Consider the following 17,722-nt stretch of genomic DNA (forward strand, 5'->3'; position numbering starts at 1 on the left):
ATTGGATGCGATAGCGGCGGAGTCTATTCATAGTGCGCAACCAGGCAACAACGCGTCCCGATCCGTACACACACCGTTATCCGCAGAGGTGGGGTCAGGATCTCGGTCGGGTGTGCGAAGCTGCGCCACGTGGCGAACCAGGGACGTCGTTTGCTGGACCGGGTCCTCGCCGGGGTACCCGCGGGCGAATCACCGTTGACGCACACCGAAGAGCAGCCCCCGCGTCCCGCGCAACCCGTCGAGTGGCCGGCGTGGGCAGCTGATCCGGTGGTGTCCGCGCTGGTGGGACGGGGTGTGACCCGACCGTGGCGGCACCAGGTGGAAGCGGCGGCGCACGCGTGGTCCGGATCACACGTCGTGGTGGCGACGGGCACCGCGTCGGGCAAATCGCTGGCGTACCAATTGCCGGTCCTCAGCGCGTTGACAGTTGATCCGAAGGCAACAGCCCTGTACCTCGCACCCACGAAGGCGTTGGGCGCGGACCAGTTGAGATCGGTGAGCGGTTTGGGCGTGCCGGGCGTGCGCGCGGCGTCGTTCGACGGCGACACGCCGATGGCGGAACGCGATTGGGTGCGAGCGCACGCCAACTGGGTGTTCAGCAACCCGGACATGCTGCACCGCGGCGTGCTGCCCAACCACGCCCGGTGGATCAGGTTCCTGCGCCGGCTGTCGTACGTGGTGGTCGACGAATGTCACACGTACAGGGGAGTTTTCGGCTCGCACGTGGCGTTGCTGCTGCGGCGGCTGCGGCGGGTCGCGCAGCTGTACGGCGCGGATCCCGTGTTCGTGCTGGCGTCGGCGACGGTGGCCGATCCGGCGGCGTCCGCGTCGGCGTTGCTCGGCGCGCCGTGCGAGGCGGTGACAGAGGACGGGTCGCCGCGCGCGGGGCGGACGGTGGCGTTGTGGGAGCCGCCGCTGCTGGACGACCTGGAGGGCGAGAACGGGGCGCCGGTGCGGCGCTCGGCGGGCGCGGAGACGGCGCGGATCCTGGCCGACCTGGTCGTGGAGGGCGCGCGGTCGTTGGCGTTCGTGCGGTCGCGGGTGGGCGCGGAGCTGACCGCGTTGGGCGCGCGGCGGGTGCTGTCGGAGGTCGACCCTTCGCTGGCCGAGCGGGTGGCCGCCTACCGGGGTGGGTACCTGCCGGAGGAGCGGCGGTCGCTGGAGCGCGCCGTGTCGTCGGGCGAGCTGCTCGGCGTGGCGACGACGAACGCGTTGGAGCTCGGCGTGGACATCGTCGGGTTGGACGCCGTGGTGGTGGCCGGTTTCCCGGGCACGCTGGCGTCGTTCTGGCAGCAGGCCGGGCGGGCGGGGCGGACGGAGGACACCGACGCGCTCGTGGTGTTCGTGGCGCGGGACGACCCGTTGGACACCTACCTGGTGCACAACCCGTCGGCGGTGCTGGACAAGCCGGTCGAGGCGACGGTGCTGGACCCCACCAACCCGTACGTGCTGGAGCCCCAGTTGGCGTGCGCCGCGGCGGAGCTGCCGCTGACGCCGGAGTCGCTGGAGTCGTTCGGCGGTGACGCGGCGTTGGCCGTGGTGGAGGACATGGTGGCGCGGCGGGTGCTGCGGCGGCGGCCGAACGGCTGGTACTGGACCTCGCACGACCGGCCGCACGCGTCCGTGGACATCCGCGGGTCCGGCGGCGAGCAGGTCGTGGTGGTGGAGGCCGATTCGGGGCGGATGCTCGGCACGGTCGACCCCGGTTCGGCGTGCTGGCAGGTGCACTCCGGCGCCGTCTACCTGCACCAGGGCGAGTCGTACGTGGTGGACGAGCTGGACCTGGACAGCGGTCTCGCGATGGTGCACGCCGAGAAGCCGGACTGGACGACGACCGCGCGTGACACCAAGGACATCTCGGTGGTGCGGGTGCTGGAGAAGCGCTCGTTCGACGGGGTGACGGTGTGCCTCGGCGAGGTCGAGGTGACCTCGCAGGTCGTCGGCTACCTGCGGAAACTGCCGTCCGGGCAGGTGGTCGACTCGGTGCCGCTGTCGCTGCCCGCGCAGACCTTGGTGACGCGGGCGGTCTGGTACACGGTGTCAGCGGAGTTGCTCGGCAGTGCGCCGGGGGGCGCCGGTCTGGCTCCGGCGCGCGTCCCCGGCGCACTGCACGCCGCCGAACACGCGGCGATCGGCCTGCTACCGCTCTTCGCGACCTGTGACCGCTGGGACATCGGCGGAGTCTCGACCGCACTGCACCAGGACACCGGGGAGGCGACGGTGTTCGTGCACGACGGTCATCCCGGGGGAGCCGGGTTCGCCGACCGCGGGTTCAACGCGGTAGTCCCGTGGTTGGTCGCTACTAGGGAGGCCATCGCGGCTTGCGCGTGCCCGGCCGGGTGCCCGTCCTGCGTGCAGTCGCCGAAGTGCGGGAATGGCAACGATCCGCTGGACAAGGCTGGCGGGGTGGCCGTGCTGGACGTCGTGCTCGGGGTGGTCGGGGAGAGCCGACACGACGTCCGGCACGGCCGAGTCGATCAGGACCGGTCGGCGGCGACCAGGCCGTAGGCGCTGGTGCGGTCGGCGGCCTGGAGCAGCGCGTCGCGGACCACGTCGACGTGCGGCAGGTGCCACGCGCAGATCTGCGGCTTGACCCGCCAGTGCACGACGCCGACCTGGCCCGTGCTCGGCGGCAGCGGGACGTACTCGCCCCGGCCGTGGTGCGTGACGTCCGGGTCCGTGACCGGCGTGCCACCGGAGGCGACCAGGAACATCCAGCGGCCTTCCGGGGTCGCCACGATCGGCACCGGGACGCCGGCGGCGCGCAGCTCGACCGCGGCGCGGCGGCCGAGGTCGGCGCCCACCTCGACGGCGTCCACGCCGTGGCCCGTGGCCAGCAGGATGCTGTAGGAGTGGCCGGCCCACCAGGTGGCGACCTGCTCCGCCTTGGTGCCGATGCGCTCCTGCCAGTCGCGGTGCACCGGGACCGGCCCGCGGTCCTCGACGCCGTCGCGCCCGGCCCACCGCTCACCCGCCGGATAGGTGCCCGGCAGCACAGGCCACCCGTGCCACGCGAGGTTGACCGCCTCTGCGCGCAGCTCGATGCGGAAGGCCCCGCGCCAGCTATCCGACCACTCCATCTTTCGTTCGCCTCCTGCGTTCCGCGTCCACGACACCGTGTCGCGCGTTGTTCGACACCGCGTCGGTGCCACCACTTGAACTAACGCCATGACCGGGGGTTTTGGTAACCGCCAGTCGACAACTGGTCGTTGTGGCACGGCGAACGCCGCGGGCGCGGGCGTGGGGCAGAACGGCGTGCGAGCCGTCCGCCCACCGCGAAGCCGCGAATCTGCGGTCGTGTGAGTCCGCTCACCGCCGACGGACGACCGTTCGTCGTGCCGGGCGGGGTTCACGGTTCGGCCGGACCTGCACGGGCACGGGCGCTGGTCGCGCCGAACACCGTCCGCCCGCCGGTGACCTGGACGCTCACCTCCCACCCCTCCACCAGGCACGAGGCCAACCGACCACCCATCCGTTCGACGACCCACTCGGCCCGCCCGCAGGCGTGCGCGACCCCACCCGCCAACTGCCCGGCCGCCGCCAACGCCCCGAGGTCGGCCGCCGCACTCACCCGGTGCCTGCCCACCACGGCCTCGCCGACGTGCACGCCGACCACCACGAGCCCGAACCACACAGCCCCCACGGCGACCGCCATGACAGACGCCGCCCCACGGTCATCCACCAGCCACCACCTCGACCTCCTCTCCTCTCCTCTCCTCTCGCTGGTCTGTCCTCCACGACCGACACCCGCCCGACGACCCACCCACCGCCACGACCGGAGCCGGCCCCTGCGGTCATCCGCCGACCACCCCCGGTTCCACCACCGCGTAGGCACGCGCCCGCAGCTCGACGCCCAGCCGCGAGACGGCGACCTCCACCAACGCCGTGTCCCCCTCCCTCCGCACCGCCCACCGCGCCCCTTCCGGCGCGATGGCCCCGACCACTCCGTCGACCCGCGCGGGGTCGCCGCGCGCGACCAGCCGAGCCGCCTCCCGTGCCGCATCCGTGCACCGGAGCTGAGCCACGACCGCCATCACCGAGGCGACGCCCAGCACCAGCACGGCGACCAACCCGCACACCGCCACTGCCGCTTCGACCGTCACCCCACCCCGGTCATCGCCCAGCACCGCCCGACTCACGCGTCCACCGTGAACGCCCGCTGCAACAAGGCCTGGAGGAGCCCTTGCACCCAGGTCCCGCTCGTCAGCGAGTACAGGAGCAGGGCGAGCGCCGCGGCGGCGAGCGTGCCGATCGCGTACTCCACCGTGGACATCCCGCTGTCGCCCAACACATTCCGCCTGCCGACCACCATCTCCCACTCCCCTTCAGATCCATTGTGGACATTCACCAGTTGTCGCTCACACCGGCGACGATGCCGATCACCACCGGCACGACGCCCAGGCACAGGAACGCCGGCAGGAAGCACAGCGCCAGCGGTCCCGCCACGAGCACCGCGGCACGTTGCGCACGGGCCTCGGCCTGGTCGGACACCCTCGCCCGCGCCTCCGCGGCCAGGTCCGCCGCCGCCCCGGCCAGCGCCGCGCCCGACCGGGCCGTCCGACGTGCCGCCCTCGCCAGCGGCGCGGTGTCCGGGTGGCCGAGCGCCTTGGCCCACGCGTGCACCGGGTCCGCGCCCAGCGCAAGCAGGTCGACCACCTCGCGGAGGCGTTCGGCCGGCCCCGGCGGGACACCCGGCAGGACGGCCTGCACCGCACCGGCCACCGGCAGCCCCGCCCGCAAGGCGGCGGCCAGCAGGTCCCACGTCGCCGCCGCGGCGAACGGGTCCGGCGGTCTGGCCTTCGGCACGGGTTCTCGCCTGGTCCCCGGTCGCAGCCGCGCCGCGGCTCTCGACGGCGCGGGGAAGGCGACGACCGCCAGGGCGAGCAGCAGCAGGCTCATGCGATCACCTTCCTGGTCAACCGGCCGCTCCACCACAGCCCGGCGCAGATCAGGACCACCCCGGCGACCAGCAGCACCTGTCCCGGCGGAGTGCCCGACAGGACGGCCAACGGTCCCGCGCCGCCGAGCTCGCCGAGCACCACGCCGAAGAGCGGCAGCCCGGCCAGCACCGCCGCACCCGCTCGCGGACCGGCCATGCGGGCGTGGACCTGCCCGGCGAACGCGGTGCGCCGGTCGAGGTCCCGCCGGACCGCGTCCAGCACGTCGGCCAACGGCACGCCGTGCACCGCCGACAGCCGCCACGCCCTGGCCAGGTGGTCGGCGTCGGGGAAGTCGGCCAGCGCCGCCTCGACATCGCCACCGCGTGCCGCCGTCGCCGCGATGGCCCGCAGGACGTCGGTCGCCGGCGGCCCCGCGTCCTCCGCCGCGCCGATCGCCGCCTTGGCCGGGTGAGCGCCCGACCGCAGTTCCGCGACGAACGCCTTCAGCGCGTCGGCGAGCGCCACGGACGCCGCCAACCGGTCGCGTTGCCGGATCGTCTCCCGGTACGTCCGCCACACGGTCGCGGCCAGCAACGCTCCCGCGATCGCGCCGCCGGCGCCCACCGGCAGGCCCAGCGCGAGCCCCACCAGGACCGCCAACACCCGGTTGGGCTTCACCGACTTCCACCGCGCCCTGCGCCGAGGCCCGGCAAGCCGCCGTCGCGCCCCGGCCGACGGCAGCACCGCCAACGCGGCGGCCAGCAACAGCAGGCTCATGGCACCCTCACCAGGCCCTTGAGCACCGTGCCTGCTTCCTGCCAACCCCCGTCACGCCGCCACGCGGGCCGGACGACGAGGTGACCGGACCACCGTTCCAGCACACCGATCTCGGCCAGGTAGCGCGTGCCGTCGCCCGCGCGGCGCATGTGCAGCACGACCTTCACCGCCGCGGCCAGTTGGCTGTGCAGGGCGTGCCGGTCGAGCCCACCGAGCGCGGCCAAGGCCTCCAGCCGGGCGGGGACTTCGGCCGGGGAGTTCGCGTGCAACGTCCCCGCGCCGCCGTCGTGCCCGGTGTTCAGCGACGACAGCAGCTCGCACACCTCCGCGCCCCGCACTTCCCCGACCACGATGCGGTCGGGCCGCATCCGCAACGCCTGCCGGACGAGGTCGCGCATCGTCACCTCGCCCGCGCCCTCGACGTTCGGGCCCCGTGCCAGCAGGCGGACGACCTGCGGGTGGTCGGGCTGGAGTTCCCCAGCGTCTTCGACGCACACGACCCGTTCGTCGTGCGGCACGCACCCCAACAAGGCGGCGAGGAGGGTCGTCTTCCCCGAACCCGTGCCGCCGACGACCAGGAAGGCCTGCCGGGCGACCACGATCGCCCGCAGCAGGTCGGCCGCCATCCGGTCGAACGTGCCGCAAGCCTCCAGGGTCTCCAGGTCGTGCACCGCCGGGCGGAGGACCCGCAACGACAGACAGGTGAACGGCGATATCGGCGGCAGGACCGCGTGCAACCGCACCGAGCCGGGCAACCACCCGTCGACGTAGGGCGCGGCGTCGTCCAAGCGCCGCCCGGCCGCCACGGCGAGCCGCTGCGCGAGCCGACGAACGGCGGCCTCGTCGGGGAACGCGACGTCGGTGCGCCGCAACCCGCCGATCCCGTCGACCCACACCTGATCCGGCCGGGTGACGAGGACGTCGGTCGTGTCCGGGTCCCGCAACAGCGGTTCCAACGGCCCGGCCCCGACGAACTCCTGCCGCAACACGGAAAGCGCCCGCTGGACGTCCTCGTCACCGAGCACCCCACCGGCCTCACCACGCACCGCCGCCGCGACGGCCGCGGACGTGAGGTCACCGCGCCCACTGGCCAGCCGTAGGCGAACGCGCTCAACCAGATCGTTCACGACCACCCTCCCTCAACGCTCGACGACGCCCTCCCAGAACCTCCCGAGCCGCCTCGACCAACCCCTGCCGGCCATCGCCTGCCTCGCCCAGGAACGGCGCGGACAACTCGGCGAGCACCAACTCCGAAAGCGACACGGGCCGACAACTCCGAAACCCCGCAGGTGGCCGGAACGCGGGATGCCGCCGCACCGTGGGCGCGCGATCACAACTCACAACCCACCGCCGATCCGTCGCGGAACACCTGCGCCACCACCGACATTCGCCCGACGACCGTTGTCCGCGCCCATCCCGCAGCCTCTTCCCGAAGGCAGACAAGGAACGGCCGGATCGTGCCGATGGGATGGGTGGACCAGATCGAGGAACAGACCCGACGACCAACGCTCCACCACCGCCTTGCCGCCGACCCCACCACCCACGACCGCAGACCGCCTTCGCGGAAGAACGGCGAGATGCCGATCGGCAACGCCGGCCGGAGCCCAAGCAACAGCCGGACCGTGCCGATGAGGCCGGTGGACCAGATCGAGGAACAGACCCGACGACCAACGCGCCGCCAACGGCTCGCCGCGAACCCCGCCACCCACAACCGCAGACCGCCTTCGCGGAAGGACAGCGAGATGCCCATCGGCAGCGCAGGCCGGAGCCCACGGAACGGCCGGACCGTGCCGACGGGGCGGATGAGCCAGATAGCGCGGGCCGGACGACCAACGCGCCGCCAGCGCCTTGCCGCAAAGCCCATCGTTCAGGACTGCGGTCGGCTTTCGCGGAGGGATGGTGAGGGGCGGATTGCCGGTGCGGGCCGAAGAGCTTGGCCGGACTGCGGCGAACGGCGGGGTTCGGCGTTGCGCTCCAGGCAGCCAGAGCGGAACAGCCCCGGTTGCGTGGCATGCCAACCGATGCGACGGGCCGCGGGCGAGCGGTTGTTGGTCGTCGGCGGTCCGGCCGCGGCGGTGGTTGTGGTTGTGGGTGAGTGGTCGCTGGTCAGTGCGCATGGAGGGCCGCCAGGACTTTTCGGGCGGCCTTGGCCAGCGGGCCGCGCGTGGTTTCGGGGAAGTGGCCGTTGTCCAGGGCCCTGGCCAGCCTCGGCTCCGGACGCATGGTCGTCAGCAGCGGCACGCCTGTCGCCGCCACCACCTGCGCCGTGGTGAGGCCGCCCGGGGCCGGGCCGCGGACCACCGCCTTCAGCCGCACGCCCCGTTCACCGGCCTGGTCGACCACGGTCTTGGCCGCCATGCACGCTTTCACGTCCGCCGGCACCACCAGCACCGCCAGGTCGGCCCGGTCGAGGGCGGCGCAGGCCGCCTCGGTCAGGTGCCGCGGCACGTCGCACACGACCGTGCCACCCGCACGCCTGCCCGCCTCGACCACCGCCACCACGGCGTCCGGCTCCGGTCCCGGCCCCGTCCGGCCGCACGACAGCACGGTCAGGCTGCCGTTCCTGCCCGAACGGCCCGGCAGCGCCGTGCGCAGCGCCGCCGCCGGCACGCGACCACCCGTCAGCTGCAAAGTGGGCCACCGCAGCCCTTCCTGCCGCTCCGCGCCCAACGTCAGATCCAGGCCACCGCCCAACGGGTCGCAGTCGACGAGGAGGCCGTGGCCGCCGGCCGCCAACACGGCCTGACCCACCGCCACCGCCAGCACCGACGCCCCGGCGCCACCACGGGCGCCCAGGATCGCCAGCACCTTCCCCTCACCGACCGGCGCGCCCTCGGCGGCATCGGCCAGCACCGCCCGCAGCCGCTCCTGGTCGGCGGGCAGCTCCAACACCTGCTCCGCGCCCAGGGCCAGGGCGCGCCGCCACACCTCCACGCCCGGCGGACCGGCACCGACGACGTGGACTCCGGCTCTGCGCGGGAACCCGTCGCACGCGACGACGGCCTCGAAGTCGAGCACCACCGCCGCCGCGCCGTGCCAACGCCCGCGCAACGCCGTCACGTCGACCACGCGCTCCACCTCGCAGCCGACGACCGCCGCCGCGTTCAGCACCTCGTCCACCAGGCCCGCGTCGGTCACCAGTGCCACCGGTCGCTTCATGCCGCTCTCCCCGTTTTCCGTGGTGGATCTACGGGTTCCACGGTGTCGGGCGGTGAGGAAGGACACAACGGCGCATGATCAACATGTGGACAACCGGACTGCCTGTGGACAACTCGGCGCGCCGCACGCCGGCGAACGGCAGCCCGCACGGGCACGCCGTCGAAAGATCAAGGGCTGATGCAAGGAGCGGCGCGAGCACGCGGAGGTCCAGCGCGGAGCACCGGCGAAACCGACCCCGGACATGGGACGACCCCCGCCAGGGGGGAGGGACGGGGGTCGTCATTGGTTCAGTCCCGGGGGGTCGGACTGAACCCGTCCGGTCGAGCCGGACCCGTCTACTGTATCCCCACGGGACAGGGTCTTGCGTGTCTTCCGTTAGAGGGAGACCAAATTTCGACCGACCGCACACCTACTTCGTAAAGTTGCGAAGCACTGACGGCGGCCCGCCGCCCCCTCCCCGCTTAAGCTTGACCGGTGACCGAGCACGCCACCGAAGGCAGTCGGGTCGCCGCGTTCTTCGACCTGGACAAGACCGTCATCGCCAAGTCGAGCACGCTGGCGTTCAGCCGGCCGTTCTTCCAAGAGGGCCTGATCAACCGGCGTGCGGTGCTCAAGAGCGCCTACGCGCAGTTCGTCTTCATGCTGGCCGGCGCGGACGCCGACCAGATGGACCGGATGCGCTCGCACATCACCGCGCTCTGCGAGGGCTGGGACGTCGAGCAGGTGCGCTCGATCGTCGAAGAGACGCTGCACGACATCGTCGACCCCCTCGTCTACAAGGAGGCCACGCAGCTCATCACCGACCACAAGGGTGAAGGTCACGACGTGGTCGTCGTGTCCGCTTCGGGCGAGGAGCTGGTCGCGCCCATCTCGACCATGGTCGGCGCGACGCACAGCGTCGGCACGCGGATGGTCGTCGCGGAGGGCCGCTACTCCGGCGAGGTCGACTTCTACTGCGCGGGCGAGAACAAGGCGATCGCCGTCAAGCAGCTCGCCGAGCAGCACGACTACGACCTGAGCAGCTGCTACGCCTACTCCGACTCCATCACCGACCTGCCGCTGCTGGAGGCCGTCGGCCACCCCACGGTGGTCAACCCGGACCGCGCGCTGCGCCGGGTCGCCACGCAGCGCGGCTGGCCGGTGCTGACGTTCTCCGACCCCGTGTCGCTGCGCGCCCGCATCCCCCGCCCGTCCGGCGCCGCGGTCGCCGTGACCGCGATCGGGTTGGGTGCCGCGACGGCCGCGGGCGTGGCTTGGTACGGCCTGCGCAGGCGGCGCCGGAGCTAGTTCACCCCGCCGTGCCCCGGTCAGCGGTACCAGTGGTCCCGAGCGCGTCGGAATCACTGTCACAAAAGCCTTTCCGCTACTGAACGTCGCTTGAACGGTGCACCCCATCGAGCCCTTGCTGTGACGCCGGACACGCACTACAAAGGAAGTGCGGACCTCGGGTCGGCCAGGGACGAAGCGGAAGAGAAGCAGCGTCCACCCCGGCAGAGCTCCGTGCGCGGACTTCGAGACACCCACGCGCAGCACGCCGCGGGAGGCTTGTCGTCTAGGGCCTGCGTACCGGGACGCCGGACGCCGAGGCCAGGTCGGTACGACACGAGTTGCACGCTTGGTAACTCAGAAGCCCGCGCTGACGACGGTGGGGCCCCTCAGCTGAGGGGCCCCACCGTCTTTGTGCGCCACTGCTTCCTGCCCCGAAAGCGCGACTCCCCGAACAAATGCCCGAACGGGTGATCCGTCAAACCCCCGGTTCTGTCGGTCCCCCTCCGCACAATGGCCACACAGCGCAACCCGTTGACCCGCCACTGTGACGTGGGTAACTTCCCAAACGCACCACTGAGTGGTGGAAAGTTCCCAGAGGGGAGGCCGCAGTGCTCCGTCCGCTCGTCGCCGTCGCCGTGGCCGCGGCTTCCGCAGTGACCTCACTTGCAGCGGCGCCACCGGCGCACGCCTCGCCGGACCAGGCGCAGCACATCACCGCCCTGGTCCGCGGCATGTCCTTGGAGCAGAAGGTCGGCCAGCTGTTCGTCACCTACCTGCACGGCCAGTCACCGGACGAGGCGCACCCCGGCAACCTGCGCGACTTCGGCGTCGCCACCCCGGCCGAGGTGGTGGCCAAGTTCCAGCCGGGCGGCGTCGTCTACTTCAACAACTCCAGCTACGACAACATCGACACGCCGCGCCAGATCGCCACCCTCTCCAACGGCCTGCAACGGGCGAGCCGCGTCCCGCTGGCCATCGCCACGGACCAGGAGATGGGCATCGTCACCCGCATCGGCGCGCCCGCCACCCAGTTCCCCGGCAACATGGCCCTCGGCGCCGGCCGCAGCGCGGAGAACGCCGAGCACGCCGCCCGCATCACCGCCCGCGAGCTGCGCGCCATGGGCATCACCCAGAACTTCGCGCCGGACGCGGACGTCAACTCCAACCCGGCGAACCCGGTCATCGGCGTGCGCTCCTACTCGAGCGACCCGGCGCTGGCGGCCGAGCTGACCGCCGCCCAGGTGCGCGGCTACCAGGGCCGCTTCCTGGCCAAGCACACCGTCAGCGCGACCGCCAAGCACTTCCCCGGCCACGGCGACACCGACACCGACAGCCACACGACGCTGCCGAAGGTCGACCGCACCGAGGCGGAGTGGGCCGAGGTGGACGCGCCGCCGTTCCGGGCCGCCATCGCCGCGGGCGTCGACTCGGTCATGACCGCGCACATCCAGATGCCGAAGATCGACCCGTCGGGCGAGCCGGCGACGTTGTCCAAGCCCTCGCTGGACCTGCTGCGCGAGAACCTCGGCTACGACGGCGTGGTCATCACCGACTCGCTGGCCATGGCGGGCGTGCGGCAGCTGCACGACGACGCCGAGATCCCCGTGCTGGCCCTGAAGGCGGGCGTCGACCAGCTCCTCATGCCGGTCGACCTGGAGCTCGCGGTCGACAGCGTGCTGGCGGCCGTGCGCAGCGGCGAGATCACCGAGCAGCGCGTCGACCGGAGCGTGCTGCGGATCCTGCGGATGAAGTTCCTGCGCGGCATGCTCACCGGCCCGCTCGTCGACGTGGACAAGGTCGACTCGGCGGTCGGCCCGGCCGAGCACCTGGCCGCCGCCAGGGCGATCACCGACCGGACCGTCACCGCCGTGCGCAACGACGCGGGCGTGCTGCCCCTGCCCGCGAAGCCCACCGCCGCCCTGGTCACGGGCTGGGGCGAGACGACGACCCGCACCCTGGCGGGCGTGCTCGGCGGCACCGCGCTCCCCACCGGCAGCGCGCCGACCCAGGCCCAGGTCACGGCCGCCGTCCAAGCCGCGGCCAACGCCGACGTGGTCGTCGTGCTCACCAACGCGCTGTCGCGCCAACCGGCGCAGCAGACCCTGCTGACGCGGCTCCTGGCCACCGGCAAGCCGGTGATCGCGGTCGCCGTGCAGAACCCGTACGACGTGGCGCACACGGCCGCGCCGACCTGGCTGGCGACCTACTCCTACGGCGCGGTGTCGATGGAGGCGCTGGCCAGGGTGATCACCGGTGAGGTGAGCCCCGTCGGCAAGCTGCCGGTCGCGGTGCCAGGACCGACCCCGTACCCCTTCGGCCACGGCTTGGAGTGGTGAGCGACATGGACCGCAGGCACTTCCTCGCCGCGGGCGCCGGCGCCCTCGCCGTCCCGGCCCTCAGCGCCTTCGACAGCGCTCCCGAGCACCCCGACCGGCCGCGGCTGGTCAAGACCGGCGCCGAGCAGCTGGCCGAGGACGGCTGGCGGCGGTTCGCGGGCCACAAGGTCGGCGTGGTCACCAACCCGACCGGCGTGCTGCGCGACCACACCCACATCGTCGACTCGATGGTGGCCGCCGGGCTCCGGCCGCACGCCGCGTTCGGTCCCGAGCACGGCTTCCGCGGCACGGCGCAGGCAGGCGGCTCGGAGGGGAACTACCTCGACCCGCGCACCGGCATCCCGGTCTACGACACCTACGGCGCGAGCACGGCGAAGATCGCCGAGATGATCACCAAGGCGGGTGTCGACACGCTCGTGTTCGACATCGCCGACATCGGCGCGCGCTTCTACACCTACATCTGGACGATGTACGCGGTCATGCAGGCAGCCGCCGCGACCGGCGTGCGGTTCGTCGTGCTCGACCGCCCCAACCCGGTCGGCGGCACGGCCCGCGGCCCGCAGCTCGACCCGGCCTACGCCACGTTCGTGGGCCGCAAGCCGATCGCCCAGCAGCACGGCATGACGATCGGCGAGCTGGCGCGGTTGTTCGACGGCGAGTTCCTGCCCACCGACGGCGGCCGGGTGAGCAGCCTCGAAGTGGTCGACGTGAAGGGCTGGAAGCGGGACGACCTGCACTCCGGCATCCCGTGGGTCCCGCCGAGCCCGAACGTCCCCACGCACGACACCGCGCTGGTCTACCCCGGCACGTGCCTGTTCGAGGGGCTCGTGTTCTCCGAGGGCCGCGGCACCACCCGCCCGTTCGAGACGATCGGCGCGCCGGGCCTGGACTGGCGGTGGGCCGAGGACCTGAACGCGCTGGGGCTGCCCGGCGTCCGGTTCCGCGAGACCTACTTCACGCCCACGTTCAACAAGCACGCCAACAAGCTGTGCGGCGGTGTCGTCCTGCACCTCACCGACCCGCACCGCTTCGACGCGCCGCGCACGGCCGTCGCCATGATCGTCGCCGCGAAGGCCCGCTACCCCGAGGTCTTCGCGTGGCGCCCGGATCTCTACATCGACAAGCTCAGCGGCTCCGACCGGCTGCGCCGCATGGTCGACGCGGGCGCGGGCACCGACGAGGTGGTCGGGGCCTGGGCCGACGAGCTGGCCGCGTTCGACCGCACCCGCCGGCCGTACCTGAGCTACCGGTAGAGGGAGACAGCGATGCGCATCCCCGCCCTGCTGATCGCGACCACCATGGCCGTGTCCGTCACGCTGCCGGCGCACGCCGAAGGCCGTGAGGCCCGCTTCGACCAGCCTCACGACGGCTGGTCGAGCAGCGTGCTGCGAACGGGTACCCCGCACCACGTGGGACTCGACCCGGCGCCCCTGGCCGCCGCACTGGCGCAGATAGAGCGGTACACCGTGCCGGACGCCACCGGCCACCCGCTGTTCGCGGGCGCCGTCACGCTGTTCGCGCACGAGGGCGTCGTGGTCACCCACGAGCCGACGGGCTGGGCGGTGCGCTACGCCGACGCCGCCGGCACCGAGCTGCCCGAGGCGCAACGCGTGCCGATGACCCAGGACACGATCTTCGACCTGGCGTCGATCTCCAAGCTGTTCACCTCGATCGTGGTGATGCGGCAGCACGAGCTCGGCAAGTTCGGCCTGGACGACCCGGTGGCCCGCCACCTGCCGGAGTTCGGCGTCAACGGCAAGGAGTCCATCACCGTCCGGCAGCTGCTGACCCACACCTCGGGCCTGGTGGCGTGGCTGCCGCTGTGGTCGCAGTACCCGGACGTCCCGTCCCGGCTCAAGGCCGTGATGGACACGACGCCCCGCAGCACGCCCGGCACCACCTACCTGTACTCGGACCTGAACCTGATCACGCTCGGCGTGCTGGCCGAGAAGTGGTCGGGCAAGAAGCTCGACCAGCTCGTCCACGACGACATCACGCGCCCGTTGGGCCTGGTGGACACCGGCTACAACCCGCCGGCGGCCAAGCTGGACCGGATCGCGGCCACCGAGTACCAGGCGGGCCGGGGCATCATCCGCGGCAGCGTGCACGACGAGAACGCCTGGTCGCTCGGCGGCGTCGCGGGCCACGCGGGCATGTTCTCCACCGCCCGCGAACTGGCCGTGCTCGGCCAGGCGATCCTCAACGGCGGCGCGCACGCGGGTGGCCGGATCCTGCGCGAGGACACCGTCGAGCTGATGCTCACCGACTTCAACCAGGGCTTCCCCGGCAACGCGCACGGCCTCGGCTTCGAGCTGGACCAGCGCTGGTACATGGGCGCGCTGACGTCGCCGAGGGCCGCCGGGCACACCGGCTACACGGGCACCACGCTGGTGCTGGACCCGTTGTCGCGGTCGATCGCGATCCTGCTGACCAACCGCGTGCACCCGAGCCGGAACTGGGGCTCGATCAACCCGGCCCGGCGCGTGGCGGCCAACGGCCTGGCACAGGCCCTGGCGGTGCGCCCGCGGCACGGCACGGCGTGGACGCCGGAGACGGCCGGCGGCACGTTGACCACGCGTGACCTCCCGCGGCGCGCCGAGCGGCAGAAGCTGTCGTTCTGGGCGTTCGTCGACCTCGACCCGGGCGACCAGGTCGTGGTGGAGGCGAGTGACGACGGGTCCGCCTGGCGCGAGGTCCGGGTGCTGGCCGGCTACGGGCAGCGGCGTTGGCAGAAGGTCGAGGTCGACACGGAGGCGGCGACGAAGTTCCGCTGGCGGTACGTGCGCGGCACGGGCTACGGCGGGCGCGGCGTGTACGTGGACGCCGTCCGCGTCACCGACGCGCGGGGCGTGGCGCTGGACGCGGAGCGCGAACCAGCGGCTATGCGACTCGAAGGGTGGCGGACCGCGGACCGTTAGTGACATTCGGTCCGCCCGGTCCCGCCAAGCGGTGAGATTGGGTCACGGTTGGGGTGAGTTACCCCCACCCCGCGTTGACCGTGCGTTGAGCGGTTAGTAAGTTTCCCACGTGTCCACCGAAAGTACCGCCGACTCCAGTCCTCTGGTCAAGATCCGTTCACTCCTGCCCGGCCTGGCCCGGGCCGAGCAACGGGTCGCCAAGGTCGTGCTGGACAACCCGGCGACCGTCGCACACCGCAGCATCACCGAGGTCGCCGAGGCCGCGGGCACCAGCGAGACAACGGTGACCCGGTTCTGCAAGGCCATCGGCGTCGGCGGGTACCCGGAGCTGCGCATAGCGCTGGCCGCCGACACGGCCCGCACGTCCATGCGCCCCGACCGCGACCTCGGCGGCGACATCGGCCCCGGCGACGACCTGCGCCAGGTCGTCGGCAAGGTGGCGTTCGCGGACGCGCGCGCGGTCGAGGAGACCGCCGAGCAGCTGAACGTGGAGACGCTCGAAGCGGTGGTCGAGGCGGTCGCGGGCGCGGGCCGGGTGGACGTCTACGGGTTCGGTGCGAGCGCGTTCGTCGCGTTCGACCTCCAGCAGAAGCTGCACCGCATAGGGCGCACCTGCTTCGCCTGGAACGACACGCACATCGCGCTCACGTCGGCCGCCGTGCTCACCGAGGCGGACGTCGCGGTCGGGATATCGCACACCGGCTCCACGTCCGAGACCGTCGAGGCGCTGCGGGTGGCCAAGGAGCACGGCGCGACCACGGTGGCGCTGACGAACTTCCCGCGCTCGCCGATCAGCGAGGTCGCCGACCACGTGCTGACCACGGCGGCGCGCGAGACCACGTTCCGCTCGGGCGCGATGGCCAGCCGGATCGCCCAGCTCACCGTGATCGACTGCCTGTTCATCGGTGTCGCCCAACGGCACGTGGACAGCGCGAAGTCGGCGCTCGAGGCGACGTACGACGCGGTGTCGGGGCACCGCCTCGGCGCCCGGCCGGACGGCAGGCGACGTCGGGAGTCCGGTAAATGACCCCGCCCCCGGACGGTGTCGCGGTCCGCGTGGACTCACCCACCGAGGCCAGGAACCCGCGGACGCAGGACATCGACCGGCTCTCCACGCTGGACGTGCTCCGCCTGATCAACGCCGAGGACCACCTGGTCCCACCCGCGGTGGCCGCCGTGCTGCCCGAGCTGGCGCGGGCGGCGGACCTCGCCGTCGGCGCCCTGCGCGGCGGTGGCCGCGTGCACTACGTCGGCGCGGGCACCTCGGGCCGGCTGGCCACGCTGGACGCCGCCGAGCTCGTGCCGACGTTCAACGCGCCGCCGGACTGGTTCGTCGCCCACCACGCCGGAGGCCGGGACGCCCTGGTCAACGCCGTGGAGGACGTCGAGGACCAGGGGTCCGACGGCGCCGCCGAGATCCGCAAGCACGCGGCGGCGGGCGACCTGGTCGTCGGCGTCACGGCGTCCGGCCGCACGCCGTTCGTCATGGCGGCGCTGGAGGAGGCGCGCACGCTCGGTGCGCACACCGTGCTGGTGTCCAACAACCCGACCGCGCCCGCGCCGGTCGACGTGGACGTGCTGATCGCGGTCGACACCGGACCGGAGGCGATCGCGGGGTCCACCCGGATGAAGGCGGGCACGTCGCAGAAGCTGGTGCTGACGTCGTTCTCGACCGCCGTGATGGTCCGGCTCGGCCGCACGTACTCGAACCTGATGGTGTCGATGCGCGCGACCAACGCCAAGCTGCGCGGTCGCACGGTCCGCATCCTGCGTGAGGCGACGGGCCTGGGCGAGCAGGAGTGCACGACGGCGTTGGCCGACTCGGGCGGCGACCTGAAGGTCGCTTTGGTGCACCTGCTGTCCGGTGCGCCCGCGGCGCTGGCGGCCGAGGCGTTGGAACGCACCCAGGGGCACGTCCGCATGGCGCTCAGCCAGCTAGCACCGGGCGCCACGGGATAGGCGTCGACAGCACCATCGCGCTGGACGTCTCGCCGTAGCCGCCCAGCCGCACCAGCAACCGCTCCAACTCGCTGATCGACGTGGTCACCACCTTCACCACCGAGCAGATGTCGCCGGTCAGCCGCACCACCTCCACCACCTCGGGGCAGTCGTCGAGCAGCTCCGGGTGCACCGTGATGCACCGGGGTCCGTAGCACTTCATCCGCACCAGTGCGACCACCGACCGTCCCACCGCCGTCGGGTCCACGGTCGCGCGGTACCCCGTGATGACGCCCGCGTTCTCCAGCCGCCGCACGCGTTGCGCGACCGTCGGCGGCGACACGTGCACGCGCCGTGCCAGTTCGTTGTACGACAGCCGCGCGTCCTCCTGCAGGGCCTCCAGCAGGGCCCAGTCGACGCCGTCCAGTTCAGTGCTCACGACCAC

General features: G+C 72.6%; 17 protein-coding genes. 7 read left to right on the forward strand and 10 right to left on the reverse strand.

Going from position 1 to position 17,722, the window contains the following annotated elements; genetic code table 11:
- The first annotated feature begins 99 nt into the window (after positions 1-99).
- Complete coding sequence (gene sftH / locus LNK82_RS27975) at positions 100-2,508, forward strand: DEAD/DEAH box helicase (RefSeq protein WP_372470681.1); 2,409 nt, start codon at positions 100-102, stop codon at positions 2,506-2,508.
- On the opposite strand, the gene LNK82_RS27980 is transcribed toward sftH, so the two are convergent.
- The 9 genes from LNK82_RS27980 to ssd form a co-directional block, all read right to left on the reverse strand.
- A complete protein-coding gene (locus LNK82_RS27980) occupies positions 2,478-3,080 on the reverse strand; it encodes a bifunctional DNA primase/polymerase (RefSeq protein ID WP_230569993.1) in 603 nt (200 codons plus the stop codon). The genes sftH and LNK82_RS27980 overlap by 31 nt on opposite strands.
- A gap of 269 nt (positions 3,081-3,349) precedes the next feature.
- Positions 3,350-3,835, reverse strand: a complete 486-nt coding sequence (locus LNK82_RS27985) for an Rv3654c family TadE-like protein (protein ID WP_308257288.1) — start codon at positions 3,833-3,835, stop codon at positions 3,350-3,352.
- Positions 3,795-4,139: a TadE family type IV pilus minor pilin gene (locus LNK82_RS27990; protein ID WP_230569995.1), complete on the reverse strand. Its 345-nt coding sequence runs from the start codon at positions 4,137-4,139 to the stop codon at positions 3,795-3,797. Before LNK82_RS27990 ends, LNK82_RS27985 begins: the two co-directional genes overlap by 41 nt.
- Entirely contained in the window at positions 4,136-4,312 is a 177-nt protein-coding gene (locus LNK82_RS27995; protein WP_230569996.1) for a DUF4244 domain-containing protein, read from the reverse strand. Before LNK82_RS27995 ends, LNK82_RS27990 begins: the two co-directional genes overlap by 4 nt.
- 32 nt (positions 4,313-4,344) lie before the next feature.
- The gene (locus LNK82_RS28000) at positions 4,345-4,899 is read right to left on the reverse strand and encodes a type II secretion system F family protein (protein ID WP_230569997.1); all 555 of its coding nucleotides are present in this window, start codon (positions 4,897-4,899) and stop codon (positions 4,345-4,347) included.
- Positions 4,896-5,657: a type II secretion system F family protein gene (locus tag LNK82_RS28005; RefSeq protein WP_230569998.1), complete on the reverse strand. Its 762-nt coding sequence runs from the start codon at positions 5,655-5,657 to the stop codon at positions 4,896-4,898. Before LNK82_RS28005 ends, LNK82_RS28000 begins: the two co-directional genes overlap by 4 nt.
- A complete protein-coding gene (locus tag LNK82_RS28010; RefSeq protein ID WP_230569999.1) occupies positions 5,654-6,784 on the reverse strand; it encodes a TadA family conjugal transfer-associated ATPase in 1,131 nt (376 codons plus the stop codon). The genes LNK82_RS28005 and LNK82_RS28010 overlap by 4 nt, the downstream gene beginning before the upstream one ends.
- Positions 6,785-6,987: 203 nt before the next feature.
- Complete coding sequence (locus LNK82_RS28015; protein ID WP_230570000.1) at positions 6,988-7,407, reverse strand: hypothetical protein; 420 nt, start codon at positions 7,405-7,407, stop codon at positions 6,988-6,990.
- Between the two features lie 356 nt (positions 7,408-7,763).
- A complete protein-coding gene (ssd, locus tag LNK82_RS28020) occupies positions 7,764-8,816 on the reverse strand; it encodes a septum site-determining protein Ssd (protein ID WP_230570001.1) in 1,053 nt (350 codons plus the stop codon).
- 474 nt (positions 8,817-9,290) lie between these two features.
- Here ssd and LNK82_RS28025 point away from each other — a divergent pair, with 474 nt between their 5' ends.
- The 6 genes from LNK82_RS28025 (at position 9,291) to murQ (ending at position 17,298) form a co-directional block, all read left to right on the forward strand.
- Positions 9,291-10,103, forward strand: coding sequence for an HAD-IB family hydrolase (locus tag LNK82_RS28025; protein ID WP_230570002.1), 813 nt, complete (start codon positions 9,291-9,293; stop codon positions 10,101-10,103).
- A 635-nt stretch (positions 10,104-10,738) separates the two neighbouring features.
- Positions 10,739-12,421 (forward strand): glycoside hydrolase family 3 protein, encoded by a 1,683-nt coding sequence (locus tag LNK82_RS28030; protein ID WP_372470671.1) that lies wholly within the window; start codon positions 10,739-10,741, stop codon positions 12,419-12,421.
- Between the two features lie 5 nt (positions 12,422-12,426).
- Complete coding sequence (locus tag LNK82_RS28035) at positions 12,427-13,674, forward strand: exo-beta-N-acetylmuramidase NamZ family protein (protein WP_230570003.1); 1,248 nt, start codon at positions 12,427-12,429, stop codon at positions 13,672-13,674.
- Positions 13,675-13,686: 12 nt separating this feature from the next.
- Entirely contained in the window at positions 13,687-15,339 is a 1,653-nt protein-coding gene (locus tag LNK82_RS28040) for a serine hydrolase domain-containing protein (RefSeq protein WP_230570004.1), read from the forward strand.
- A gap of 109 nt (positions 15,340-15,448) precedes the next feature.
- The gene (locus LNK82_RS28045; RefSeq protein ID WP_230570005.1) at positions 15,449-16,366 is read left to right on the forward strand and encodes a MurR/RpiR family transcriptional regulator; all 918 of its coding nucleotides are present in this window, start codon (positions 15,449-15,451) and stop codon (positions 16,364-16,366) included.
- Positions 16,363-17,298 (forward strand): N-acetylmuramic acid 6-phosphate etherase, encoded by a 936-nt coding sequence (gene murQ, locus LNK82_RS28050; RefSeq protein WP_230570006.1) that lies wholly within the window; start codon positions 16,363-16,365, stop codon positions 17,296-17,298. The genes LNK82_RS28045 and murQ overlap by 4 nt, the downstream gene beginning before the upstream one ends.
- Here the strand turns inward: murQ and LNK82_RS28055 are convergent.
- Entirely contained in the window at positions 17,267-17,716 is a 450-nt protein-coding gene (locus tag LNK82_RS28055; RefSeq protein ID WP_230570007.1) for an Lrp/AsnC family transcriptional regulator, read from the reverse strand. The two genes, murQ and LNK82_RS28055, sit on opposite strands and share 32 nt — an antisense overlap.
- Positions 17,717-17,722: the final 6 nt, after the last annotated feature.

The organism is Saccharothrix luteola, from assembly GCF_020859565.1.
GTDB lineage: Bacteria > Actinomycetota > Actinomycetes > Mycobacteriales > Pseudonocardiaceae > Actinosynnema > Actinosynnema luteola.